Source organism: Prolixibacter sp. SD074, assembly GCF_009617895.1.
Classification (GTDB): Bacteria; Bacteroidota; Bacteroidia; order Bacteroidales; family Prolixibacteraceae; genus Prolixibacter.
In genome coordinates this window covers 1,933,033-1,958,810 of the sequence record NZ_BLAW01000001.1, presented here as the reverse complement: position 1 = coordinate 1,958,810, position 25,778 = coordinate 1,933,033, and the positions used below count along the sequence as shown (strand labels likewise).

General features: G+C 46.2%; 20 protein-coding genes. 14 read left to right on the top strand and 6 right to left on the bottom strand.

The features are described 5' to 3' along the window. Positions 1 to 120 precede the first annotated feature (120 nt). On the top strand, positions 121 to 840 hold the full coding sequence (locus GJU82_RS08550; protein ID WP_153631764.1) for a nucleotidyltransferase family protein: 720 nt from the start codon (positions 121 to 123) through the stop codon (positions 838 to 840). Positions 841 to 1,312: 472 nt separating this feature from the next. On the opposite strand, the gene GJU82_RS08545 is transcribed toward GJU82_RS08550, so the two are convergent. Continuing rightward, on the bottom strand, positions 1,313 to 4,129 hold the full coding sequence (locus GJU82_RS08545) for a pitrilysin family protein (protein ID WP_153631763.1): 2,817 nt from the start codon (positions 4,127 to 4,129) through the stop codon (positions 1,313 to 1,315). Between the two features lie 77 nt (positions 4,130 to 4,206). After that, the gene (locus tag GJU82_RS08540) at positions 4,207 to 5,034 is read right to left on the bottom strand and encodes an HAD hydrolase family protein (protein WP_153631762.1); all 828 of its coding nucleotides are present in this window, start codon (positions 5,032 to 5,034) and stop codon (positions 4,207 to 4,209) included. 435 nt (positions 5,035 to 5,469) lie between these two features. Here GJU82_RS08540 and GJU82_RS08535 point away from each other — a divergent pair, with 435 nt between their 5' ends. From GJU82_RS08535 to GJU82_RS08475, 13 genes are all read left to right on the top strand, one after another. Further along, positions 5,470 to 6,084, top strand: coding sequence for a V-type ATP synthase subunit E family protein (locus GJU82_RS08535; protein WP_153631761.1), 615 nt, complete (start codon positions 5,470 to 5,472; stop codon positions 6,082 to 6,084). Positions 6,085 to 6,250: 166 nt separating this feature from the next. Continuing rightward, on the top strand, positions 6,251 to 7,102 hold the full coding sequence (locus GJU82_RS08530; RefSeq protein ID WP_153631760.1) for a DUF2764 family protein: 852 nt from the start codon (positions 6,251 to 6,253) through the stop codon (positions 7,100 to 7,102). A 9-nt stretch (positions 7,103 to 7,111) separates the two neighbouring features. Continuing rightward, on the top strand, positions 7,112 to 8,869 hold the full coding sequence (locus GJU82_RS08525) for a V-type ATP synthase subunit A (protein ID WP_153631759.1): 1,758 nt from the start codon (positions 7,112 to 7,114) through the stop codon (positions 8,867 to 8,869). After that, positions 8,869 to 10,194 carry a V-type ATP synthase subunit B gene (locus GJU82_RS08520; protein ID WP_153631758.1) on the top strand — a complete coding sequence of 442 codons (1,326 nt, stop codon included), beginning with the start codon at positions 8,869 to 8,871 and terminating at the stop codon, positions 10,192 to 10,194. The genes GJU82_RS08525 and GJU82_RS08520 overlap by 1 nt, the downstream gene beginning before the upstream one ends. Before the next feature lie 35 nt (positions 10,195 to 10,229). Beyond that, positions 10,230 to 10,601 carry a four helix bundle protein gene (locus GJU82_RS08515; protein ID WP_153631757.1) on the top strand — a complete coding sequence of 124 codons (372 nt, stop codon included), beginning with the start codon at positions 10,230 to 10,232 and terminating at the stop codon, positions 10,599 to 10,601. A gap of 39 nt (positions 10,602 to 10,640) precedes the next feature. Beyond that, the gene (locus GJU82_RS08510) at positions 10,641 to 11,243 is read left to right on the top strand and encodes a V-type ATP synthase subunit D (protein WP_153631756.1); all 603 of its coding nucleotides are present in this window, start codon (positions 10,641 to 10,643) and stop codon (positions 11,241 to 11,243) included. A gap of 8 nt (positions 11,244 to 11,251) precedes the next feature. Continuing rightward, entirely contained in the window at positions 11,252 to 13,066 is a 1,815-nt protein-coding gene (locus GJU82_RS08505; protein ID WP_194831008.1) for a V-type ATP synthase subunit I, read from the top strand. Positions 13,067 to 13,111: 45 nt separating this feature from the next. Next, positions 13,112 to 13,570, top strand: a complete 459-nt coding sequence (locus GJU82_RS08500) for a V-type ATP synthase subunit K (RefSeq protein ID WP_153631754.1) — start codon at positions 13,112 to 13,114, stop codon at positions 13,568 to 13,570. 347 nt (positions 13,571 to 13,917) lie between these two features. After that, complete coding sequence (locus GJU82_RS08495; protein WP_153631753.1) at positions 13,918 to 14,466, top strand: RNA polymerase sigma-70 factor; 549 nt, start codon at positions 13,918 to 13,920, stop codon at positions 14,464 to 14,466. A 106-nt stretch (positions 14,467 to 14,572) separates the two neighbouring features. Beyond that, on the top strand, positions 14,573 to 15,601 hold the full coding sequence (locus tag GJU82_RS08490) for a FecR family protein (protein ID WP_153631752.1): 1,029 nt from the start codon (positions 14,573 to 14,575) through the stop codon (positions 15,599 to 15,601). A gap of 158 nt (positions 15,602 to 15,759) precedes the next feature. Then, complete coding sequence (locus GJU82_RS08485) at positions 15,760 to 19,137, top strand: TonB-dependent receptor (RefSeq protein WP_228488632.1); 3,378 nt, start codon at positions 15,760 to 15,762, stop codon at positions 19,135 to 19,137. Between the two features lie 34 nt (positions 19,138 to 19,171). Next, positions 19,172 to 20,812: a RagB/SusD family nutrient uptake outer membrane protein gene (locus tag GJU82_RS08480; protein WP_153631751.1), complete on the top strand. Its 1,641-nt coding sequence runs from the start codon at positions 19,172 to 19,174 to the stop codon at positions 20,810 to 20,812. Positions 20,813 to 21,283: 471 nt separating this feature from the next. Continuing rightward, entirely contained in the window at positions 21,284 to 22,588 is a 1,305-nt protein-coding gene (locus GJU82_RS08475) for a YdcF family protein (RefSeq protein WP_153631750.1), read from the top strand. A 54-nt stretch (positions 22,589 to 22,642) separates the two neighbouring features. Here the strand turns inward: GJU82_RS08475 and GJU82_RS08470 are convergent, their stop codons facing one another. The 4 genes from GJU82_RS08470 to GJU82_RS08455 all read right to left on the bottom strand — a co-directional run bounded on the left by GJU82_RS08470 (position 22,643) and on the right by GJU82_RS08455 (position 25,538). Continuing rightward, positions 22,643 to 22,861, bottom strand: coding sequence for a hypothetical protein (locus tag GJU82_RS08470; RefSeq protein ID WP_153631749.1), 219 nt, complete (start codon positions 22,859 to 22,861; stop codon positions 22,643 to 22,645). Positions 22,862 to 22,944: 83 nt separating this feature from the next. Continuing rightward, a complete protein-coding gene (locus GJU82_RS08465; RefSeq protein ID WP_153631748.1) occupies positions 22,945 to 23,232 on the bottom strand; it encodes a hypothetical protein in 288 nt (95 codons plus the stop codon). Positions 23,233 to 23,322: 90 nt separating this feature from the next. Next, complete coding sequence (locus GJU82_RS08460) at positions 23,323 to 23,934, bottom strand: class I SAM-dependent methyltransferase (RefSeq protein WP_153631747.1); 612 nt, start codon at positions 23,932 to 23,934, stop codon at positions 23,323 to 23,325. A 14-nt stretch (positions 23,935 to 23,948) separates the two neighbouring features. After that, the gene (locus tag GJU82_RS08455) at positions 23,949 to 25,538 is read right to left on the bottom strand and encodes a multicopper oxidase family protein (RefSeq protein ID WP_153631746.1); all 1,590 of its coding nucleotides are present in this window, start codon (positions 25,536 to 25,538) and stop codon (positions 23,949 to 23,951) included. Positions 25,539 to 25,778 lie beyond the last annotated feature (240 nt).

The following is a 25,778-nucleotide window of genomic DNA, read 5'->3' as shown; positions in this document are numbered from 1 at the left end:
AGGTAAAAAGTTAATTTATTCAATAGAATACATGATATCGGCGGTTTACCCTGTGAACCGCCGATGTTTTTTTATTTTCGTGAAGAAACAGTCGTCAATGTCTAAATATTACCAAACCATATGAAAGCCATGATTTTCGCGGCTGGCCTTGGCACCCGCCTTCGTCCGTTAACCGATAACAAGCCCAAAGCATTGGTAGAAGTAGCTGGAAAAACGTTGCTTCAACGGGCTATTGAAAAGGTGAGCGATGCCGGTTTTGATGAAATTGTCGTGAACATTCATCATTTTGGTGGTCAGATTATTGATTTCCTGAAAAAGAACGACAACTTTGGGTTGGATATCCGCATTTCCGACGAGCGCGGTGAGTTGCTCGATACGGGCGGTGGCATACTCAAGGCCCGGCGGTTGTTAGAAGGTTTGGAACCTTTCCTGGTTTACAACGTGGATGTGTTGTGTTCGCTCGATTTGAAAAAGTTACTGGAATGGCATCGGAAACATAAAGCATTGGCAACACTGGTTGTCCGGAAACGGGAAACTGCCCGCTATCTTTTGTTCGATAAAGAAATGCAGCTCTCCGGTTGGACAAATAGTAAAACCGGCGAAATAAAAATGGCCAGGCAAACACCGGAAGTCGGTAAGTTTGCTTTCAGTGGCATTCACATCATCGAGCCTTCTATTTTCCCTTTGATTACAGAAACCGGCAAGTTCCCGATTATTCCGATGTATTTACGTTTGGCCGCGCAAAATGCCGTTTATGGATTCGAAGATACTTCGGGTTTATGGATGGATTTGGGTAAGCCGGGGCAATTGAAAGTGGCAGAAGAAATGCTTTCAGATTAGCGGGCAACGAAAATCCCCGTAGGGAAGACAACCGAATGCAGATGTTTCAGATGCCGATAATACGCTGTTTTACGGCATTGCCGGGGGAATATGACCGGGTTGTTGTGTTGAACGATATTGTTGTTGCTCAAAATTGCTCCATTGGGGCGGTAAAAGGCCCCGTTCACGGGATGAATAAATGCGACGACGGAGTAAGTAACCCAGTTTATGCCGTAAAAGACCTGTTCAACGCGGTCCTATGACCCCTGTTTTGGGGAATATTACCCCTTTGTCCTGGCCATTCACCGAGTGAAAGCATTAATTCACCCCGCCGAAGGGTTGCCTGGACGGGGTAAATGGGGTTGCCTGACGGGGTAAACAGCTTTTTATGCAACAAAAAAAGAAGGTGTCCCTGATGGTTGGCTGCTACGTTTTTTGAAACTGACAGAGCCACGATGGCGACACCTTCTTCGTTTACCGTAATCGTTACGGGTTATTCGTCTTTCGTCCCTTTTTCGGGAAGCAGGGCAACACTTACGTAGTTGTTGAAATCCCAAACCCGTTTGGCTGCTTTTTGCAACTCTTCCGGGTTCAGGGCATCTACTTCTGTGTTAAACTGATTGAAGGTAGAGAAGTCGCCACCGTGATTCAGGTAATACGATTTCAATGCAGTTGACCAGTAGCTGTTTTCACGCAAATTGGTTTCCCGTTCCCGCATCATTTTTTCCATTGCCTTGTGTACCTCTTCCTGGGTCGGGCCCTTCTTAATCAAATCCTTTATTTCATCGAAAACGGCCGTTTTTAATGTGTCAATTTTCTTCGGATCGGTACCATAATAAATGGTCATGGTATATTCCGGTTCCGGAAGTTTATTGAACGAAGGGCGCGCTCCGATGTAATATACACTGGATTTGTCCTCACGAATACTCTCCAGCAAACGGGTGGTCAGGATTTTGGACAGTGCGTCGAGTTCGACGATGTCCTTCGTATCGTAGTTCAGCGGACCGTGGAACTGGATATACTGAATACTCTTGGGTTCGGTTCCCTTGTACACTGTTTTCACAACAGCACCTTTCGGTGGACGAATGCCCAAATCTTTCCAATGGTCAGTTTTACCGGTTGTCGGCAACGAAGCAAGGTAAGTTTCCACTAACGGTTTCATCTTGTCGAAGTCGATGTTACCAACAAAGATGAATTTGAAATCGCCGGCGTTGGAGAAACGGTCCTTATCGATGGCCTTGATGCGATCGAAATTTGCTTCTTTCAAAGTTTCTTTTGTCAGCGGACGGACCCATGGGCTGTAATTGCTGGTTACTACACGGAAAGTATCGGAGAAGGCTGCTTCCGGTGAAGCTTTCCGGTTATCGAGCTGACTCTCCATTCGTGTCATGAATGAGTTGAAAGCCGATTGGTCAAAACGCGGATGTGTGAAATAGAGGTTCACCAGTTGTAGCATTGTTTCAACATCGTTCCTGGAAGAAGAGCCCTCGAAGCCTTGCGTAATCTGGCGAATATACGGGGCAACACTCGCTACTTTGCCGGCCAGCTTTTTGTCCAGTTCAGGAGCAGTGAAATCCGACAGGCCACTCATTTGCATGATGGTGGTGGCAAAATCAGTGGAAATATCATCGGAAGACGGGAATACCGAATAACCACCGGGACCGTATGCGCTGAACAGAATCTCGTCATCCTTGAAATCAGTTTTTTTCAGGATAACCTTAGCTCCGTTGGAGAGTGTCCACTCTTCAGCATTAACTTCCGGAATTTTCTTTTCGCTGACAATCTTACCAGGAATAGGCTGTTTGGGCATCAGTGGCGAGTCAGAAACCTGATCTTTATAAGGTGTAACTTTAGCCGTATCAACTTCAGCCAACAGTTGTTTAACATCGGTCTCGCTTGGCACCGGAACGCCTTTAACATCCGGTGCTGTAATAATTATTACCCGGTTGTCATCAGTCAGCCATTTTTTTGCCAGTGCATTTACATCTGCCAGCTTGATGGTGGGCATGAATTCCTTATAATATTGGTGCTCTTTATCAAGACCGGGAACAGGCTCTTTACGCATCAGGAAGTTGCGGCTGTATTCATCAGCAATGCTGATGGACTTCCGCTTGTCGCGCTCGTTATAAGCTGTTTCCATGGAACTCATCATGGATGCTTTCGCACGTTTTAACTCGCTGGCAGTAAAGCCATAGTTTTTCACACGTTGATTTTCGAGAAGAACAGCTTTTAGTCCTTCCGGAATTTTTCCCGGATGGGTAACAACCATGGAAGAGTATACATCTACCGGTCCAACCAAACCTCCGTAACTGGAGCGGGCGAACACAAAAGGCGGATTTTCTTTTTGTGCGATTTCCGATAACCGGTCATTGATCATGCTGTTGTACAAGCTATGCATCATCATTTCGCGGTAGCCGCCAACCGTTGTATCAAGCTCCATCGGGTGTTTGATGTACAGGTTGGCCGAAGAGTAAGTTGCTTCCGGGTCGGTTACAATTTTGATGAGTGTGCCTTTCTGAGGAGGAACATCATATGAGGGCTTTGGGCGTTCCTGTTTGTGGACGGGAATTTTGGAGAATTTCTCTTTTACTTCCTGAACCATTTTCTTTTGGTCAAAATCGCCCACAACAATTATTGCCTGTAGATCGGGGCGGTACCAATCGTCGCGGAAACGCCGAACTGCTGAAGGCGGGCAACTGTCAACAACCGACATTTTCCCGATAGGTAACCTGTCGGCGTAGTGTGAGTCTTTGAAAAATACCGGCAACCATTGCTTCATCATGCGCTGCTGTGCACCCTGGCCACTGCGCCATTCTTCATGAATCACGCCGCGTTCTTTGTTGATTTCATCATTCGAATTGGTTACCTGGCAAGCCCAGTCATAAAGAACCTGCAGGCCTTTATTCATGAATTTAGCGCTGTCAAGCGGTACTTTCAACATGTAAACTGTCTGGTCGAACCCGGTATACGCGTTGATTTCCGGCCCGAACTCCATACCAATGGATTCGAAATAATTGATGAGGTCATTTTTGGGGAAATTTTTGGTCCCGTTAAAGCTCATGTGCTCGCAAAAGTGGGCGAGCCCCTGTTGGTCGTTGTCTTCCAGAATTGAACCTGCTGATACAACCAGCATCAACTCTGCACGGTTTTTAGGTGTTTGGTTAGCCCTCACATAATAGGTAAGTCCATTTTTCAATACACCTTTATCCGTTTTCGGATCAAAGGGAATTTTGGAATTTAAATCAGGCACCTGGGCAAAAGCGCCCGTTACCATGAAAATGGTCAACAGACCAAGGATTAACTTTTTCATAAGCAATTCGTCTTGAGATAGATAATTATGTATAATTAGTAGATATTTCTCTATTTGTATCCTGTTCTTCTATTTTGTTACAAATGTTTTCGAACAGCATAGGAGAATCCGTCTTTAAGATGGGAAAGACTGTTCCGGTAGCGAAATTTAAGTTCGTCCGGCGCATTGTCAACAACATACGAATGACGGGTGTAATCGAGTAACTCCATATCGTTAAAATCATTCCCGATGCCCAGCGTGTGTTCCTGTGGAATTCCGGTAATGTGGCAAACTTCTTCCACACCACGTGCTTTCGTAACTCCTTCCGGGAAGATTTCCATCCAGGTAAAATCGGGATGTAACGGAGAAGTGGCCCTAATAACACTGACGTGAGGGAAATGGTTCAGTATCTTTTGTTTGATGGTAACGAACAGTTCCGTACCACGCCGGAGAAATATCAGGACCTGCGAAATGGGAAAAGCATCGCCTTGTTTTAGGGGAACCGCGTCTCCCAGCACTTTATGATAATTCAGGTAACGTTCGAATTCTTCGCACGGGGTACTTCTCCACCAGGCAAAATGGTGATTGTCCGGTATCTCCCTTGACACTTTGAAGTTCAGTTTCTCCTCCATCAGAAAGCGGATGATTTCGCCGGTTTCCTCAGAAGGAATACTCCTGGCGATCAGCAGCTTTTGTTTTTTCCAGTCCATCAAGCCAGCGCCTGAGCTGAAAATGACAAAATCAAACGGCATGTCGGGAGTAAGCGCCTGCCTAACTTTCACCAGGTTTCTTCCGGTGGCTGCCACCCGGCATATTCCACGTTCTCCCAACTCCTTCAATGTACTGTAATCGGCTGTGCTGATGGAATGGTCGGCCTGCAATAGCGTGCCATCCAAGTCGGTTATTACCATTTTTATTTCTGTCATCTCAAAAAATAATTGTCGGCGGAATGGTTGAAGTTACAATTTCTGCAGTAGGCATAAAAATTAAATATTAAAAATTTAAGTGATTATGTAAGATAATTCGAAAGATATTGGCTTTGAAAAGGTGGAGTTTTTATGGGTGAAATTTGTCTCCTCAATTGTTAAATAATTATTAAATTGGGGCGCCGAACGAAATACTGATATGGGGTTTTATTATTCCTTTGTCTTTCATTAACCGGGCGATGGTTGCAGCGGCAATGGTATTTAACAGAAGAAGGTCCGGATGTATATTTTCTAAAGGATGTTGTTCGGTTCGTTGATGACATTACAATCTGTATTTTCTCTTCTTTTTTTTGTCAGGGGAATTGTATCTTTCGAATTCGTTTTTTTGGCATGTAGACAACCAAAATCAATGCATACAACAAATAACTAATAGATATGGACAACAGACTTCAAGAGCTGACTGATAAGATTTATCAGGAAGGAATCTCGAAAGGAAACGAGGAGGCCGAAAAAATTGTGTCCGATGCCCGCGCGGAGGCAGAGAAAATTTTGGCGGATGCAAAAAAAGATGCTGAGAAAATCGTTTCTGAAGCCGAGAAAAAATCAGCCGAATTTGATAAGAACACCAAATCAGAACTCAAGCTGGCTTCCCGGCAGGCAGTTGATGCCCTGAAACAAGAACTTGTGGGCATTATTAATGGTGCCATTACCACTTCCGAAATTAAAGCAGCGATGGGGGATACCGGGTTTATCCGGAAAGCCATCGAAACAGCTGTGAAAAACTGGGCTGTACATAACGATGAAACTACCGACATGCAGGTTCTTATCCCCAAACAGGACGAAAAGGCCATCAGCGATTACTTCGCAAGTGTTGCCAAAGGGGTGCTCGATAAAGGCTTCACCATCGAAACTGTAAACGGCCTGAAGGCTGGTTTCCAGGTAGCTCCGGCTGACGGAAGCTACAAGGTCAGTTTTACCGATGAGGATTTCATCAACTTCTTCAAAGAGTTCCTGCGTCCAAAAATCGTTGAACTTCTTTTCGAAAAGTAAGTAAAACACCGGGGCATTTCCCAGTGCTTTTGGATGAGAACCTTTTACGAATGAAACAACCAACCGGGCCAGGGTTCCTATTTTCAGACCTTTGCTATGGCAGGCCAGGAATAAGACTTATTTCCACTGAATCCGGCAGGCTGTTTGTTTTGGAAAACCGTTTCGAATGAAAAAATATTACTGTCTGGTTGCCGGGCTTCCCGAGATTCACATAGATGACAATAAGCAGAACTTTGATTTGAAAGAGTTCAAGGACGAGTTGCGTGCGAACCTGTCGGAAGACGATTTTGAGTTGATTAAGCTCTTTTACCGGAAATTCGACAACCTGAACCTGATTGCATACCTGAAAGATGCGGAGGCAAAACTTGACGACCGGGGTAATCTTGCCGGGGATGATTTAGCCGGGATTTTGCAAATGGTGAAGGAGGAAGAAAATCCGAAAGATGAACGAATTCCTGTGTACTTTAAGGAGTTTATTCCTGCCTGGCTCGAAGAGAAACCACTGTTTCCCGATATGGCCTGGGAAGATCAGTTGGCGACACTTTATTACGATGACGCCCTGAACAGCCGGAATGAGTTTGTCAGCAGTTGGTTTGCCTTTAACCTGAATGTGCAGAATATTCTCACGGCAATCAATTGTCGGAATTACGATTTGGATTTAGGGCCGGCGATTGTCGGAAACAGTGAAATCGCTAATACCATCCGCGAAAGCAATTCAAAAGATTTTGGTCTGGCAGCCATCTTCCCATATCTGGATGATGTATTACATATCGCCGAAGAGGCCAATCTTTATGAACGCGAACGTCGTATTGATGCACTGCGGTGGAAATGGCTCGAAGAAAATTCTTTCTTCAAGTATTTCACCGTTGAGAAAGTCTTTGCTTACCTGTTGCAACTCGAAATGATTGAGCGATGGGTGAAACTGAGCCAGGAAACCGGTCTGAAGATTTTCCGCGATTTCGTCCAGGAACTGCAACACTCGTTCGAATTCCCTGAAGAATTTAAATTAAACAAGTAAACAACGAATATGTCTACGCAAGGTAAAGTCAAAGGAATTATTGCCAACCTGGTGACAGTGGAAGCCGACGGTCCGGTAGCGCAGAACGAAATCTGCTACCTTCAGACTCGTGGTACCGACCTGATGGCAGAGGTGATTAAGGTGAACGGAGCCAACGCCTTTGTACAGGTTTTCGAAAGCACCAGGGGACTGAAAATCGGTGATCCTGTTCGATTCACCGGACATATGCTCGAAGTAACACTCGGGCCAGGCATCCTCTCCAAAAACTACGATGGTCTGCAAAACGACCTCGACAAAATGGATGGCGTCTTCCTGAAAAGGGGAGATTATACCAATCCGCTGGATGATGATACAATCTGGGACTTCAAACCGCTGGCCAAATCGGGCGACGAAGTGGAAGCTGCCGACTGGCTGGGTGAGGTAAACGAAAATGGTAAACCTCACCGTATTATGGTGCCATTTGTGTTTGAAGGTAAATACACTGTTAAATCGGTGGTCGAAGCCGGCGAATATAAAATAAACGACACAATTGCTGTGTTGGTGGATGCTGACGGCAAGGAGCATAATGTGACGATGGTCCAGAAATGGCCGGTGAAAAGAGCTATTACTGCTTACCGCGAAAAACCACGTCCATTTAAATTACTTGAAACGGGAGTTCGCACCATCGATACCATTAACCCGATTGTAGAAGGTGGAACCGGCTTTATTCCCGGACCTTTCGGAACGGGTAAAACCGTATTGCAGCATGCCATTTCGAAACAGGCCGAAGCCGATATCGTAGTGATTGCTGCCTGTGGTGAGCGTGCCAACGAGGTGGTGGAAATCTTTACCGAGTTCCCCGAACTGGAAGACCCGCACACCGGAGGTAAACTAATGGAGCGTACCGTCATCGTGGCGAACACTTCTAATATGCCGGTTGCTTCCCGTGAAGCGTCGGTATATACAGCAATGACGCTTTCGGAATATTATCGTTCCATGGGACTGAAAGTGTTGATGATGGCCGACTCAACTTCCCGTTGGGCGCAGGCATTGCGTGAGATGTCGAACCGTTTGGAGGAATTGCCCGGACAGGATGCTTTCCCGATGGACCTTTCGGCTGTTATTGCGAACTTCTATGCACGTGCCGGTTTCGTTCACCTGAATAATGGTGAAACCGGTTCTGTTACCTTTATCGGAACGGTATCGCCTGCGGGGGGTAACCTGAAAGAGCCGGTAACCGAGTCCACCAAGAAAGTGGCCCGTTGTTTCTACGCATTGCAGCAGAGCCGTGCCGACGGAAAACGTTACCCGGCCATCAACCCAATCGAATCGTATTCCAAATACCTGGAATATCCTGAGTTTGAAGAGTATATCGGCAAACGTATTGGAGACAAGTGGATTGCTTCGATTAATGAACTGAAAACGCTCCTGCTTCGCGGACAGGAAGTTAGTGAGCAGATCAATATCTTGGGCGATGATGGTGTGCCGGTGGAATATCACATCCGTTTCTGGAAGTCGGAAGTTATCGACTTTGTGATTCTTCAGCAGGATGCATTCGATAAGGTTGATATGAATACTCCGCTCGAACGTCAGGAATATATGTTGAATAAGGTAATGGGCATTTGCCATACCGATTTTCAGTTTGAATCGTTCACTGAAGTGGGGAGCTACTTCAAACGCGTGATCAACAACCTGCGCCAAATGAACTACTCGGAGTTTGAAACTGACGAGTTTAAGAAGTTTGAAGAAGAATTGAATCAGATCATTAACGAAAGAAAAGTAGCATAATGGCAACGAAAGCTTTTCAGAAAATATATACTAAAGTCACACAGATTACAAAAGCAACCTGTACCCTGAGAGCTGAAGGGATTGGCTACGATGAGCTGGCCGAAATTAGCGGACGGCTGGCGCAGGTGGTGAAAATCATTGGTGACGATGTGACCCTGCAGGTGTTTGGTGGTACCGAAGGTATCCCGACCAATGCAGAGGTAACCTTCCTGGGAAAATCGCCTTCGCTGAAAGTAAGTGACCAGCTTGCCGGACGCTTTTTTAACGCTTTTGGCAACCCAATCGATGGCGGACCTGATATTGAAGGGCAGGAAATTGCAATTGGCGGACCGTCGGTAAATCCCGTGCGTCGCAAGCAACCGTCCGAATTGATTGCAACCGGTATCGCTGGTATCGACCTGAACAACACGCTGGTGTCGGGACAGAAGATTCCGTTCTTCGCCGACCCGGATCAGCCGTTCAACCAGGTAATGGCGATGGTAGCACTTCGCGCAAAAGCCGACAAGATTATTCTTGGTGGTATGGGACTGACGAACGACGACTACCTTTTCTTCCGCAATGTATTCGATAATGCCGGTGCGCTTGACCGTATCGTATCGTTTGTGAATACGACGGAAAATCCGCCGGTAGAACGTTTGTTGGTACCGGACATGGCGCTGACGGCTGCCGAATATTTCGCGGTAGAGAAAAACGAAAGTGTGCTGGTGCTGTTGACTGACATGACGCTTTACGCGGATGCGCTCTCGATTGTGTCGAACCGTATGGACCAGATTCCGTCGAAAGACTCGATGCCGGGTTCGCTCTATTCCGACCTCGCGAAAATTTACGAAAAAGCAGTGCAGTTCCCAAGTGGCGGTTCCATTACCATTATCGCGGTTACAACGCTGTCAGGTGGCGATATTACCCACGCGATTCCGGATAACACCGGTTACATTACCGAAGGACAGTTGTTCCTGCGCCGTGACTCAGATGTAGGCAAAGTAATCGTTGACCCGTTCCGTTCGCTGTCGCGACTGAAACAGTTGGTTATCGGGGATAAAACCCGTGAGGATCACCCACAGGTAATGAACGCTGCCATCCGGCTTTACGCCGATGCCGCCAGCGCCAAAACGAAACTGGAGAACGGTTTCGACCTGACGGAATATGACCAGCGGACCCTTGATTTTGCTAAAGAGTACTCCAACGATTTGCTGGCTATTGACGTGAACATCGGTACGGATGAAATGCTGGACACCGGCTGGAAACTTCTTAGCAGACACTTCAAGCCTGAAGAGGTTGGTATCAAGCAGGAGCTGATGAATAAATACTGGCCGAAAGAGGCGTAGAAAATTAATTGAAAATTGAGAATTGAAAATTGAGAATGAATGAAGTCGCCAGCAATGTAATTCCTGACCGAACGTTTCGGTTTGCACAGAAAATTGTTGGACTGTGCAGATGGCTACAGCAGGAAAAGAAAGAATATGTTCTTTCCAAACAATTGCTTCGTTCTGGTACCAGTATTGGAGCCAACAGCCGTGAAGCGCAGGAAGCTGAAAGTAAAGCGGATTTCATTCATAAATTTTCAATTGCTAATAAAGAATCGATAGAAACTAATTATTGGCTGGAATTACTGGAGGCCAGCGAGTTGATTCTGGATTATCCGGACTACCAGGAAGTGATGGAAGAAGGAAAGGAGATTAAAAATATTCTTACTTCGATTATCCGTACTTCAAAAGGTGTTAGGAAGTCTTAATTTTCAATTCTCCATTCTCCATTTTCAATTGTAAAGAATATGGCAATAAATTTTCAATACAATAAAACCGCTTTACAGGGACTCGAGAAGCAACTCAAGGTTCGGGTGAAGGCTTTGCCTACCATCAAGAACAAGGAGTCGGCGCTGCGGGTCGAAGTAAAGAGGGCTAAAGATGAGGTGAAAAGGCTGAACAAGCTCCTCGAAGAGACCATCGAAGAATACGATTCAATGATGGCACTTTGGGGCGAGTTCGATGTTTCACTCGTCAGGGTAAAGGACGTGAAGATGTCGGTGAAAAAGATTGCCGGTGTCCAGACGCCTATCCTCGACGGTGTGGAATTTGATATTGCACCGTTCAGCATTTTCAGCAAACCTAAATGGTTCCTCGATGGTATCAAAGTGGTGAAAGAACTGGCCGAAATTGGGATCGAACAGGAGTTTTTCAGTCAGAAGATGGTTCTGTTGGATCACGCCCGTAAGAAGACCACCCAGAAGGTGAATCTCTTCGAAAAGGTACAGATTCCGGGCTACGAAGATGCCATTCGAAAAATCAAGCGATTCCTGGAAGACAAGGAAAACCTTTCCAAGTCCGCCCAGAAGATTGTGAAATCTCGACAGGAAGCAAGGGAGGTGGAATCATGATTATACGGATGAAAAAATACACTTTTCTCGTCTACCACAGGGAGTATGAAACGTTTCTGGAAGCTGTTCGGGAACGCGGATTGTTGCATGTGAAAGAGCGGAAAGGTGGAGAAATGGATGACGCTACACTGCGCGAAAAAATGCAGTTGCTGAAGCGTATCTCTGATGCTATCAAATTCTTGCACCTGCGCGAAGCAGAGCCGGTAGAAAATGCCGGAACCAATGTCGACAGCCTGAAGGTGCTTCACGATTTCGAGGCCATGCGGCACGAACGTGAAGTGGCGGAGCAGGAAGTACAGTCGCTGCAGAAGGATCTCCATCTACTGGAGCCCTGGGGCGACTTTTCCTGGGAGTCTGTTGAACGGTTGGCGGAAGATGGCTGGGAAATTAACTTTTTCTCTACATCGTCACGTCGCTGGGAGAAAGACTGGCCTGAGAAATACAATGCTTTTATCATTTCTGAATTGGGTACTACAACCTGGTTTGTAACGGTAACTCCCAAGGGTGGAAAGGTAGATATTGATGCGGACCCGGTCCGCTTGCCAGGGCATTCGATTAATTTCGTTCGCAGTGAGCTGAAAAAGCTGGAAGATAAGATAGCTGAGATTGATGCCGCTTACAACCAATATGCTGCATCCTATTTGCCGGCATTGGAGCAATTGAGCTTAAAGGTCCAGCAGGAATTCGATTTTGATAAGGTGGTACTTAGTTCGCCACGTTCTGCAGATGACAAGGTGGTAATTCTGGAAGGATTTATTCCGGATAATGCATCGGAAGAATTCGATCATTTCCTGGAATCACAGGGCGTTTACTTCGAATCGGCCTATCCCGACTTGAAAGAAAAGGTGCCGGTGTTGCTAAAGAACAATTGGTTTACCCGTCTTTTCGAAACGATTGGTGATTTGTATGCGCTGCCAAATTATAAGGAATTGGATTTGACACCTTACTATGCGCCTTTTTACTGGGTCTTTTTCGGGTTCTGTCTGGGGGACGCCGGATATGGTCTTGTGCTGGCATTGATTGGGTTCATCATGTCCGGCCGTGTAAAACCTTCCATGAAGGGGCCGATGAAGCTTCTTGGCTCACTGGGATTAGCGACCATTATTTTTGGTCTCATTAGTGGTACTGTTTTCGGCATGAATCTCTACGAAATGCATTTCTCCTTTTACGGCACATTAGCTGATCGTATGGCTGCGCAGGGGAAAACCATCAACGACCATCTTTTCACGCTGGCACTGTTGCTGGGGGCCATTCAGATTATTTTCGGGATGTTCATTAAAGTGGCGAACGAAAAGCACCAGTTTGGCTGGAAATATGCTGTTGGAACGGCCGGCTGGCTGGTCCTGATAGTTGGTGGATTGCTGGTATACCTGATGAAAACCCTGGGTGTCGGCCCGCTGATTGTGAATATTGTGATGTACGTCGTAATCGGAGTCGGTTTTGCCGGCGCTTTCCTGTTCAACAACCCGGAGCGAAATGTATTTACTAATTTCGGAGTTGGCTTGTGGGATGCCTATAACATGGTGACCGGTGTGTTGGGTGACCTGTTGTCCTATATCCGTTTGTTTGCCCTGGGAGTTTCCAGTGCGATTCTCGGATATGTATTCAACAGTCTGGCAATGCAGTTGTCACCCGATATTCCGGTGCTGAAAATTGTGGTGATGATCATTATTTTGCTCATTGGCCACGGCATCACGATATTTATGTCGACGCTGGGAGCATTTGTTCACCCAATGCGTTTGACTTTTGTGGAATTTTACAAGAATTCCGGTTTTGCCGGCGGTGGTTTACGCTACACGCCTTTCAAAAAGAAAATATCATAAGTAAGTAAATAATTAAAATTATTAACCTGTATAAATAATCAAGAAATGGAACCTATTACATTAGCTTACATTGGAATTGGACTGATGATTGGCCTGTCCGGTATCGGTAGTGCGTTTGGCGTAACCATCGGTGGTAATGCCGCCATTGGTGCAATGAAAAAGAATCCTGATGCATTCGGTAGTTACATGATTCTTTCGGCTCTTCCCGGTACACAGGGACTTTATGGATTTGCCGGGTACTTCGTATTTGCCAACTTCGGAACAGCGCTGGGCCCACATACCACAATGCTGCAGGCTGCTGCTATCTTTGGCGCTGGCCTGGCATTAGGTGTGGTTGGTTTGTTCTCGGCTATTCGCCAGGGACAGGTTGGTGCAAATGGTGTTGCTGCCATTGGTGCCGGTTACGATGTTTTTGGTAATACCCTTATTCTTGCGGTATTCCCGGAACTTTACGCTATTGTGGCGTTTGCGTCGGCATTCCTTATCAACGGTGCAATCCAATAAGTAAAATATTTATTGATACTTGGAGCCCGGGCAATGGTCCGGGCTTTTTGTGTCCTGTCGTTTTTTATTCAGTCTTTGTAATACTGGTGAAGAAGGGAAGGACGATGAGGAAGAAATGAAATAAGGCGCCATTTGTCATAATTGAAATGCCACTCCGGACAGAGTTGATATTCTTGAATATCTGATCGAAACAAAATTTATTTCATTGTTGTTACGAATTGAAATATAATTAGTTACATTTTGGTGGGGAACAGTCTCTTAATATTGGCTTAACAAATTATTTTATCAAATCGTTGAGGCCTGTTTAAATAATTGCTTATTTAGAGCCAATATAAGCCTGACTTAAAATGAAGCAACAGACGAATCCGGATGACCTTCTGTGGAAGGAAATTGTCCGGGATGACAAAAAAGCTTTGGAGTCGTTGTTTAGAAAGTATTTTGCTCCTTTATGCCGTTTTGCCGATTCTTTTGTCAAGAATCGGATGACGGCAGAAGAGTTGGTTGCTGATATATTTTTAGGTATTTGGACCAAACGGAAGGAACTTCTCATTCATACCTCAATACGGGCCTATCTTTTTGCTACTGCCCGCAATACCGCCCTCAATCATCTTCGCGGAAATACCAAAGGAAAGATTGTTTACCTGCACGAACAACCTGTTGAACCCGGTTTTGTCGACGGAGTGGATGCCGGACTTGAATATTACGAGCTGTTGGAACAGGTGGAGGGCATCATCGAAAAAATGCCAAAAAAGCGTCAACAGATTTTCAGAATGCACAAATTGGAAGGTTTGAAATACCATGAGATTGCCGATCGACTTTCCATTTCTGTCCATACGGTACAAAATCAGATGCTCGAAGCAAAAAGGTTTATGTCGCAGTTTAATGTATTCATTTGATTATCTGTGAGAAGAGGATTTTTATTTCCGGTTAATAATTAATTAACATTAAAGAATAGGAGGTCTCCTTGTTGATTGGTGTCTCAGATATGAGAAACACAACCTAATGAGTACGACGGAATTTTATGAACTTGCTATCCGGTGCCTGACTGAAGAAGGCACGAACGAAGACTGGAAAGAACTTGAAATGTTCCTACAGAAAAAGGAATACCGTCAACTTTATCAAAAACTGGCTACTTCATTTTCGCCCAACGAAAAATCTTCCCGACAATACAATCTTGAAAGAGGAGTGGACCTTCTCCGTCAGAATATATCTCTTGCTGATAAGAATAAGAGAAGAGGTTGGTACAGGTTGTTTAAGCGAAGTCTTGTTGCAGCATCCGTTGCTGCGGTAATTGCGGTGGGTATGGTACTAAGGTACTCTTCCGGTAAGGACGGTGCACAGTTTAAAATTGAGAAGGTTGCCTGGCTTGAGAAATCAGCGCCTGCCGGACAACAAATTCGTATTGTGCTCTCCGATGGGACCCGTATTGTATTAAACGGTAATAGTAAACTTCGTTACGCTGCCGATTATTCTTCTCAATCCGTTCGAAAAGTGTATCTGAGTGGTGAGGCATTCTTCAATGTAAAACATAGTGACAAACAGCAATTTGAAGTAATCACTGGTCATGTTGTTACCCGCGATTTGGGCACACGTTTTAATATCGAAGCGTATGCGAAAGATTCGGTTATTACTGTGGCATTGGTCGATGGTGCAATCGAAGTGAATTCCCAGTTAGCCAAACACCTGAAAATGAGGCCTCTCCAGAAGCTTACTTACCATATGGATGAAAACCGTCAGGAATTGAATTCCTTCAATGTGGCAGAACTGACCGGTTGGAAAGATCAACTCCTGATTTTCCACAACAAGCCGCTTCCGGTGGTGTTGGAAAAACTCTCGCGACATTATGGAAAGCCCATTGTTTTTCACGACAGTGCATTAAATGGAATTATTCTGACGACGCAATTCAAGCAAAAGTCGTTGAACCAGGTTTTGGAAGTGCTCTCGTATGCGGTGGGAGTTAAATTTATCGATAAAGGGGACAGCATTTTAGCTGTGAAAAACAATAGTGATAAAAAGAGAAATGAAAACTAAAATGGAATATATGGTTTAATCTACTTAGTCTATCTGTTCGGGATATCCCCGAAAATCAACAACAAATGGAGCACAAAAAAAGAGTAAAAATGAAGTTTGGCGACCGTCACTTTTACTCTGGAGAGAATTAGTAATTAATTCAAAACTGTTACAAAATTATGAAAAAAAAATTGTTCCTGACAATTTTCAGGCTGGGATTGTTTGTCCTAACCAGTCTGTTGTTCTTAGACACTCCGGCTTCGGCCAGTGATTTATCCGGACGGATAAATATCAATGAAGGCTCATATACGCTGAGTCAGTTCATTAACATGATTACCGCTCAGTCGGGGTATGATTTCACCTACCAGGCAGCTGAACTGCCTATGGAAACAAAAGCCAGCATTCCCATGCAAGATGAAACTGTTGGTAAAGCAGCGGAAAGACTGGCGAAAACCTTCCAATTAAAAGTTAACATCCTTAACAACAACATCATCCTGAAGCCCGGCGATGCCAAAGGGAAACAGGACACCAAAACCATTAAAGGAAAGGTGCTGGACGACAGTGGGCAACCTCTTCCCGGTGCAACGGTGGTTATTAAAGGTACAACTACCGGTACGGTGACTGGTCCTGATGGTACGTTTTCGTTGAATGCACCGGCCAATGCTACTGCTCTTTCGGTTACATTTATTGGTATGCAGGGTCAGGATGTCACTCTTGACGGACGTGCCAGTTACACCGTTAATATGCGGCCCGAAACAGTGGGACTGGATGAAGTGGTAGCCATTGGTTACGGAACTGTGAAAAAGAAAGATTTAACGGGGGCTGTGGGCATCGTTAAATCGAGTGAAATAGAGAGCCAGCCGACCGAAAGTGTCGACAAGATGTTGCAGGGACGTATGGCTGGTGTGGATGTGGTTGCTGATAATTCGCCGGGTGGCGGTGTGGCCGTTCGTGTTCGTGGTTACAGTACTATCAGGAATAACGAACCGCTTTATATCATCGACGGAGTTCCGGTTTCGGAAGGAATCAATATGGTTAACCCCAACGACATCGCATCGATTCAGGTGCTGAAGGATGCATCTTCTGCCTCTATTTATGGTGCACGTGCTGCCAACGGCGTCGTTATTATTACTACCCGTCAGGGAAAATCAAAAGACCCTACCATTCGGTTGGATGCTTATGTTGGTTTGCAGCAGGCCGCCAATAAATTGACTATGCTGAATGCACAACAATACGGCGATATGCTGTGGCAGGCCATTAAAAACGATGGCGCTACTCCGGCTAACGAAATTTATGGGAGTGGGGCGACGCCGGTTATACCGCAATACCTCGATGCCGCTCAAACGGAACCTTCGGCCAATACCAACTGGGTGGATGAAATTTTCCGTATAGCTCCGGTACAGTCGTATAATGTTTCCTTTTCGAAAGGAGATAATAAGTCGAGACAGGCCTGGTCTCTCGGTTACTTTAATCAGGATGGTATTATAAAATATACCGGGTTTGAGCGTGTTTCAGGTCGTCTGAACTCAGAATACAACTTCTTCGACAAGAAACTGAAAGTTGGTGAGAATATTAGCCTTTCACACACCTGGAGCAATGTGGCCGAAAATAACTCGGCATTGGGAGGGGTTGTGTACGAAGCCTATAAAATGCCATCCATTGCGCCGGTAAAAGACCTGAACGGCGAATATGCCAGTTCTCCGCTGAATGATATTCAGAACCCAATGGGTAGACTGTACAGGAATAAGGATAACAAAGGGAAAACGCTCAAACTGTTTGGTAACGGTTACATTGAATACAAAATTATCGAAGGCCTGACAGCCAAAACCAATTTTGGTATCGACTATACCAACTTCTATGAGCGCAATTACAGTCCCAAATATGTGGAGACCTATAGCCAGCAGAATTTGAGTTCGTTGACAACCAGCAATAACTGGAAATTCGACTGGGTTTGGACCAATACCTTGAATTACGTTCATCAGTTTGGTAAACATTCGATTAATGTATTGGCCGGTATGGAAACGTTGAAATCGCAAATGGAAGGGTTTACCGGTTTCCGTGAAGGGTTTGCGTACGATGATCCCAACTTTCGTTACCTGGACGCCGGTGATGGAGGTTCGCAGAAAAACACCGGAACAGGAACAGAGTGGAGCATGATATCTTACATCAGTAAAGTTGACTATAGTTACGATAACCGTTACCTGTTGTCGGCTACCTTCCGTCGTGACGGTTCTTCGAAACTGGGTAACAACAAATGGGGAAACTTCCCGGCTGTTTCTGCCGGATGGCGCGTAAGTGAAGAGAAATTCTTCAACGTGGGTGCCATTACCAACCTGAAGCTGCGCTTCGGTTGGGGACAGAATGGTAACCAGGATGTCCCGGCGTATAGTACCATATCCTCTTACTACAGTAATCCTAACTATTCCAACTACGCCATGGACGGATCTCAAACATCGGTGTATACCGGATTTACGCCAACCCGTAACGGTAACCCGGATTTGAAATGGGAGACAACGACGCAGACGAACTTTGGTATCGATTTGGGATTAGTGAGAAATCGCATCGAATTTACCGGCGACTATTTCATTAAGACAACCAAAGACCTGTTGATGGAGCAACCGCTGCCTCCGACCATTGGAGGTACCACCCAAACGGTGTGGACCAATGCCGGCGAAATGCAGAACAAAGGTTTTGAGATTACGGCGAATTACCATAGTAAAAAGGTAAACGACCTGCAATGGAACGTGGGGCTTAACCTGTCGCATGTGAAGAACGAGCTGACTTCGTTGCCGCAAGATATCGAATACATCGGCCTGCCGGGCTCGTATCTGCATAGCGTCAACTTCGACCAGGAAACGTCGCGCTCAGCTGTTGGCGAACCGATTTCTTCCTTCTATGGCTACAAGGCGATGGGCCTCTTTAAAACCCAGGCCGAAGTGGATGCATGGGGAAAACAGGCCAATGCGCAGCCGGGTGATATCAAGTTTGCCGACCTGAATAAAGACGGTGTGATTGACGCTAACGACCGTACCTTCATCGGAAGTCCGCACCCTGATTTGTCATTTGGCCTGAATTTCAACCTGAACTACCGTAGCTGGGACTTTTCCTTGTTTGCACGCGGAAGTGTAGGTGCCCAGATTTACGACCTGACCCGTTATTACGGCGATTTCTTCGACCTGTCGGCTTACAATAAGCAGTCGCGTACGCTGAATGCCTGGACAACCGACAATCCGAATGCTACTGTTCCGCGTTTGTCACTTGACGACCCGAACAACAATATTCGTCCATCAAGCTACTATGTTCAGGACGCCGATTATGTCCGTTTGCAGAATGTGAAACTGGGATACACGCTCCCGGCAGGAAAACTGCATAGCAAGCGGTTCTACCTCTACGTACAGGCACAAAACCTGTTCACTATTACCAATTACAATGGCCTGGATCCGGAAGTTGGATTACAGAACTACAGTTCAGCTCACAAAAACCTGGATATTGGCGTCGACCGTGGTGTTTATCCTGCGGCACGTACCTATACGCTGGGTGTGAATCTGGAATTTTAAAAGGTAAAACGGACTGCATAAAATGAATAGAAAAATGAAACGTATATATTTATTTATTATCATAATCGGCTTTGCTTTTTCTTCCTGTAGCAATAGCTTTCTTAACGATACTCCCATTGGGGAATTATCAGAAAGTCAGGTTCAGACGCCGGAGAACATCGAAGGTCTGGTTGTCTCAGCCTATTCGGTGCTAAACGGCCAGTTCGACGAGGCGTCGAATGCATTTAACTCACCGGCTTCGAACTGGAGCTTCGGTGACGTAGTTTCGGATGATGCTTACAAAGGTGGCGGTGGTACCGGCGACCAGAACCAGATTCACCTGATGGAGATTTTCCAGACCAACCCGTCGATTATCGATATGGACCGGAAATGGCTGGCACTGTACGAAGGGGTGAAACGTGCCAATCTCGCCATCCGCGAACTGAATAAATCGGAAACATTCGATCCGGCATTGAAGACACAACGTATTGCTGAAATGCGTTTCCTGCGCGGTCACTACTACTTCGAACTAAAGAAGATCTATGACCATGTTCCGTGGATTGACGAGACGGACGAAACCACTGAATCGTATTATAAATCGAATACTGAATTAACTTCCGACCAGTTTTGGCAGAAAATTCTGGACGATTTCGATGCGGCATACAAAGTGTTACCGGCCAGTCAGTCAGAGCCCGCCCGCCCGACCAAATGGGCTGCCCGTGCCTACATGGCCAAGTGTTACATCTTCATGCAGAAATGGAGCGATGCCATTATCGCAGCCGACGATGTAATTAATTCCAAGAAGTACAGTCTGCAACCGAACTTCCGTGATGTATTCCTTCCGGAAAATGACAATGGCCCCGAAGTTGTTTTCGCGGTACAAAACTCGATCAACGATGGTTCGCCCAATAACTACAATGGCTCCATTGGCGACCGTTTGCTGACTCCCGGTGGTCCTTATCCTGACTACGGTTTTCTGCGTCCTTCGCAAAACCTGGTGAATTCATTTAAAACAGACGCTTCGGGTATGCCTGTTGAGGACAACGCCAATGTGACAGATAATGACTATGTCGATCCGCGCCTCGATCACACGGTTGGTCGTCACGGCATTCCGTACCTCGATTTAGGTGTCTACAACTGGGAACCACGTGATGCGGTAACCTATGGTGAATTCATTCAAAAGAAACGTCAGGTATCGTTAAATTCATCTGCATATCTTTCGGTTTGGCCGTATGTAACATCGATGAACTATTACATCATCCGTTATGCCGATGTATTGTTATGGAGGGCGGAAGCTTCCATCGAGACCGGCGACCTGGAAACCGGACGTACCTACATCAACATGGTTCGTCAGCGTGCGAAAGACAGCCGGGTGGTTACTTTTGACGACGGAACACCGGCAGCCAACTACAACATCGATACCTACAATACGCCGTTCGCCGATAAGGCTGCAGCTACCACAGCCCTGCGTACCGAGCGCCGGCTGGAGTTTGCTTTGGAAGGGCACCGGTTCTTCGACCTCGTCCGCTGGGGCGTTGCCGACAATGTGATGAATACCTACTTCGAGGTAGAGAAAACACGGCGTACACACCTGGCCAATGCCCACTTTACGGGAGGGAAGAATGAGTATTTCCCGATTCCGCAGGCAATGGTCGATCTGGGTAAGGGTATGATTACCCAGAACCCGGGCTACTAGGTTCATACATTCTCTATTAGATAACACCAAAGTACCCGGCCCCTGATTTGCATTGACGGGGGCCGGTTTTTTCCTTACTGGAAAATGTGTTGACAGGTTGTGTGGAACGAATAGTAGCCATGAAAAATCAAGCTTATTTACCCTGAGGATGTCCGAAAAGTGAGTTTTACATTTCAATAACTTACAATATATAAGTAACGGCATCGCAACTACCCCTAAATCCCCTGAAGGGGACTTCAAAGCCGCCCCTTTAGGGGAGGTTTGGAGGGGTAAACTGAAAGCATACTTACAAACTGAAAGAAGAAAAATTAAGCAATTGGCTTTTCGGACACCCTCTAAAGGGAAACCTTGATTTTTCAGTCTCACCCTTCAGGGTAGGGGTAAAAGACAGAGAAATTTTTACGTCACTGAATTTCACCAACAGGCATGTATTACAATCAATTCCGGTGCGCCGGAAAATAATTTCAACTTATGAGCAATCGAAAAATAGTATTGTTGGCTGTCCTGGTATTGTTCACCTTTACGGGAAAGGCGCAGTCCGCTTCGCCGAAAGTGGATTACCAGCCGGGATACCGGTGGATATTATCGGGAAATTATGTGCAGGATAAAAACTTTTACCTGTTGACCCTGATGGAGAAATTACCGGCGGTACAAGAGGCGCTGGCAGCCGATCCGGTGTTAAAGTCAATGTTGGCCGGGCGGACAAAGAATATCAAAGAGGCTACCGGCTATGATTTGCCGAATCAGTCGATGGAGTCGGTGCGGGACAAAACCTCCCGTTGGGCCGATTTATTCCTGCTAAGCAATGACGAAATTGAAAAAGCGGGTGATGAGCTGAAGAAGATATACCAATCGGATGCAGCGCTACAGGCGCTGGTGACAGAGCAGGTCCGCCCCAGCGGGGCTTACGAACATTTTGCCGGTTTGGATGATGCTGCATTACTGGCGCAGGCCTGGAAAAGTGCAGCCGAAGGAATGAATGGTATTATCCGGACGTATGCGCTGGGTGAAAAACCGCTCTATCCGAAAATCGATTCGGTGAGCTACGATGTGAATTCACAGTATTACCGGATGCTGATCAATATGCTGGCCAGCAACGTGGGTGACGATACGAAACAAATGACGGTGTTCTTTCAGCCGTCCCTTTCCTTTTCGCTGTGGCTGTTGAAGATGAACCACCGCGATGAGGCGGCCCGCTTTGAACCGATGATGACGGGCGAAAATGCCAAAGCATACGAACAGGTCCGGAAAACCAATTTCGACAATTATCCCTATACCGTTATCATGTTGCCTGGCTATGGTCCCGAAAAGAAAGGCGTCGATTTGAGCCCGGCCGGCATGTTGCGTTGTAAACTGGCTGCCGAGCGCTATTTTGAGAAGAAAGCGCCCTTTATCATTGCTTCCGGTGGCTATGTGCACCCTGACCAGACACCTTTCTGCGAAGCGATAGAGATGAAGAAAGAATTGATGAAGCAATACGGTGTCCCGGAAAGCGCTATCATCATCGAACCCCATGCACGGCACACTACGACCAACTACCGCAATGCAGCCCGGTTGATGATTCGTTACGGAATGCCCATCCATAAAAAGGCGCTTTGTACCACCACGAAAGGACAGAGCTACTACATCACCGATATGGGGTTTGAGAAGCGATGTGTCGATGCATTTGGCTACATGCCCTACGTTCCCGGCAAACGGTTAAGCCGGAACGATACGGAGTTCACTCCCCGGATGGAATCATTGACCATCGATCCGAAAGATCCGCTAGATCCGTAAAATATGGCGTCAGTTTGGATTGGAAAGGGCCCGGCTGCTGTCAGTCGGGCTTTTTTATCCCCACCCCGTTAGCAGTTGTAAATACAGTGCCGGCCCGATGACTGAAAAGAAAATCATGATGATGGGCCAGGCGAATTTTAATGCCGTGTTCACACGGGTGTTCACTTTAACCACTTCCCAGGCAACCCGTACGGCGGCAACAATGCCAACCAGGTACCACGGTATGACAAATAAGGGATTTTCAAGAAAATTCAGAAACGTTACATTCAGCATGTTCGTTACCAGATTTAAAGGTTCCTGGCAGAAGTGAAAACAATCTATTTCGACGTTGGGGTTCCTCACCCTGGTTCGCCCGGTTATTTACTTTTCATGTGAGATTGTTTTTCCATTTTATCTTTCTTCATATGCCCCGACTTCATCATGCTTTTTTCCTGCATCATTTTCATCATATCGGGATGTTGGGACATGATGTGCATTAACTGGTTTCTCATGGCAGAATCCTTCTCCGTTTTGTTCATCATCTTTTCCATCATTTGTTGCCTCATGCCGGGGTTATCCATTATATTGTCCATCATTTCACCGTTCATCATCATCATCATGGCGTTTTTGTTTTCTTTGGCCACTTTCATAAAATCTTTCATCATATCCTGGTCTCCTTAGTCAAAATTGTGCGTAATACATCGATTATGAAGTGGTTGAGTTCATTCTGCCATTCGATGCACCGGATTGAACCCTTACTTTTTGATATTCACTTTAATGAGTAATACAATATCGTACCATAAATGTTTTATGGTAATGTCGTTCGGTTCGAACCCGGCTTTCAGCAGGTTTTCGTAGGTTTCCCGGTTAATGTTGGCACCGTATAGATGCAGGGGAATGGGATTCATCCAGTCCATCAGTTTGCCTGCTACTTTATGATTGCTTCTGACGTGTTCGAGCATGAGTAGCCGGCCGCCGGGTTTGCACACCCTTTTCATTTCTTTCATTCCCTGCACGGGGTCGGGAACGGAGCAATAGACACACGATGTAACAACCGTATCAAATGTGTTGGCTTCGAAATCCATTCTCTCGGCATTCATCACCATCAGTCGGATGTTTGGCTTGTTGCCGGATTTTCGCCGGGCCCGTTCAATCATGTTCTCGCTGAAATCAATTCCGGTCAGGTCGACATCGGCGGGATAATATTTCAGGTTTTTCCCCGTGCCAACGCCCACTTCAAGGGTTTTCCCTTTTACCCCGGAGAGCAACTTTTCTCTCCACCGGGAAAACCCCGATTCCATCGGACTCTCGAGAACATCATAAATTTTGGCTATCCGGTTGTACCGATTTTTAATTTTTGTATCCATTGGTTTTGAACGCACTATGCAATGACCTCGTAATTCCGCATCATGCCCATGTCTTCATGTTCGAGGTTATGGCAGTGGTAAACGAAGAGTCCGGTAAAGTCTTCAAACTTCATTACCGCCTGCACTTTCATTCCCGGCATGAGCAGGAACGTATCCTGCCAGCCCTGGTCGATGAAACCGTGTTTTACCGATTCCCATACTGATGCGCTCATGCCGGAGACATCGCGGTCGATTATTCTGAATTGCAGCCCGTGCAAGTGGACGGGATGGGGCATTTGCATCATGTTGCCCATCCGGCCCATGCCCCGGCTGCCGCCACCATTAATGAATTCCCATATTTCGGTGGTGTTCAGTTTTACTTTTTCCCAGTCGGCTACCCCCATCATTTCAAAGGTTTCGCCATTAATGACCCATTGCATCCGTTCGAACGAGAAATGAAATGTTCTGGGGTTGCCGGCATTCACAGCATCTGAGGGAGACAATGTTTTGTGTTTTGGGAAGGCGGCCGGGAGCTCTTTCTGCACGCCGGCTTGTGTCGTTACATGGAACAATGCCAAATCGAAGGCTGTTCCGTTGGGAGTTTGTTGTTGCCCGCCTCCCATCATGCCCCCCATCATTCCGCCACCTCCCATGGGAGAACCGGTTTCGAAAGGAAGACTTTTTAGCCGCACTTCACCTGTATTTTGGGAGGAAAAATCTTTCCATAGTTCGGTGCGCTCGCCCGGAGAAAGTATCAGGTAGGGCCTGGTTACCGGTTTTTCCAGCAGGCCGCCATCCGTTCCAACAGCCACGATATCGTTGCCATCGCTCCAGGCCAGTTTATAGATACGGGAATTGGAGCCATTTAGGATTCGGAGCCGGTAGGTACCTTTTTTCACATCAAGGTTCCAGTCGGGTTGGCCGTTCACTAATATTCTGTCACCTAAAAATCCCTGCGTCCGGTCCATCCGTCCACCATCGAGGTATACAAGCTGATTGTCAGCATCTATTTTTCGGTCCTGAATAACTATAGGCACGTCATATTCTTCGTCGGGCAACCCCGTTTTATCGCCTTCGACAATGAACATTCCGGCCAGGCCGTAATACACCTGTGGACCGGTATATTTGTCAGGGTGGGGATGGAACCAATAAGTACCGGGCCGATTGTTGACTGTGAACTCATAGACAAATTCCTTGCCCTTGTCGATGGCATACATGGGATGGCCGTCCATTTCCTGCGGGATGTGCAACCCATGCCAGTGAATCACGCTTTCGCGCGGCAATTGATTTTTAAAACGAACGCGAACGTTTTGGCCTCTTTTTACCCGGATAACCGGGCCGAGATAGCTGCCCGGTAATTTATCTACCGTAGCATTTTCAGCTTTCAGGATACGGGTTTGGTAGGTATAAATATTCGTTTTACTTCCGTTGAGAAGCTGCACTTGATCCGGTCTGGCGGTGAACTCCAAATCGACGTCCGCCGGAAAGTCTTTATTCAGTGGATGGGGTGAAACTCTTTGTCCCCCGGTAATTGAATTGTACAATTTCGGGAGTACCGGAACGCTCAGAACACCAACTGATGCTGCAGAGGCAATCCTGATGAATTTTCTGCGTGAGCTATTCATTGATTTTATGGTTTTGAAAATGTTGTTCTGTTAGAATAACACACATGTAGTTAAATTGTTACAAAAATTTTAGTTGGCCTGGTGCTAACGGGCTTAAGTGTTTCGGAGGTGCTTTTTTGGCAACCGGGTAAACCAATCGAATGATAAGTTAGATCGTCAGTTCAATCCATCATCAAATTGCTTCAGGCAAGTTTCCTGGTAGCACCTTTTGTCCCGCTTTCCGGGTTCACAGAGTTGTTA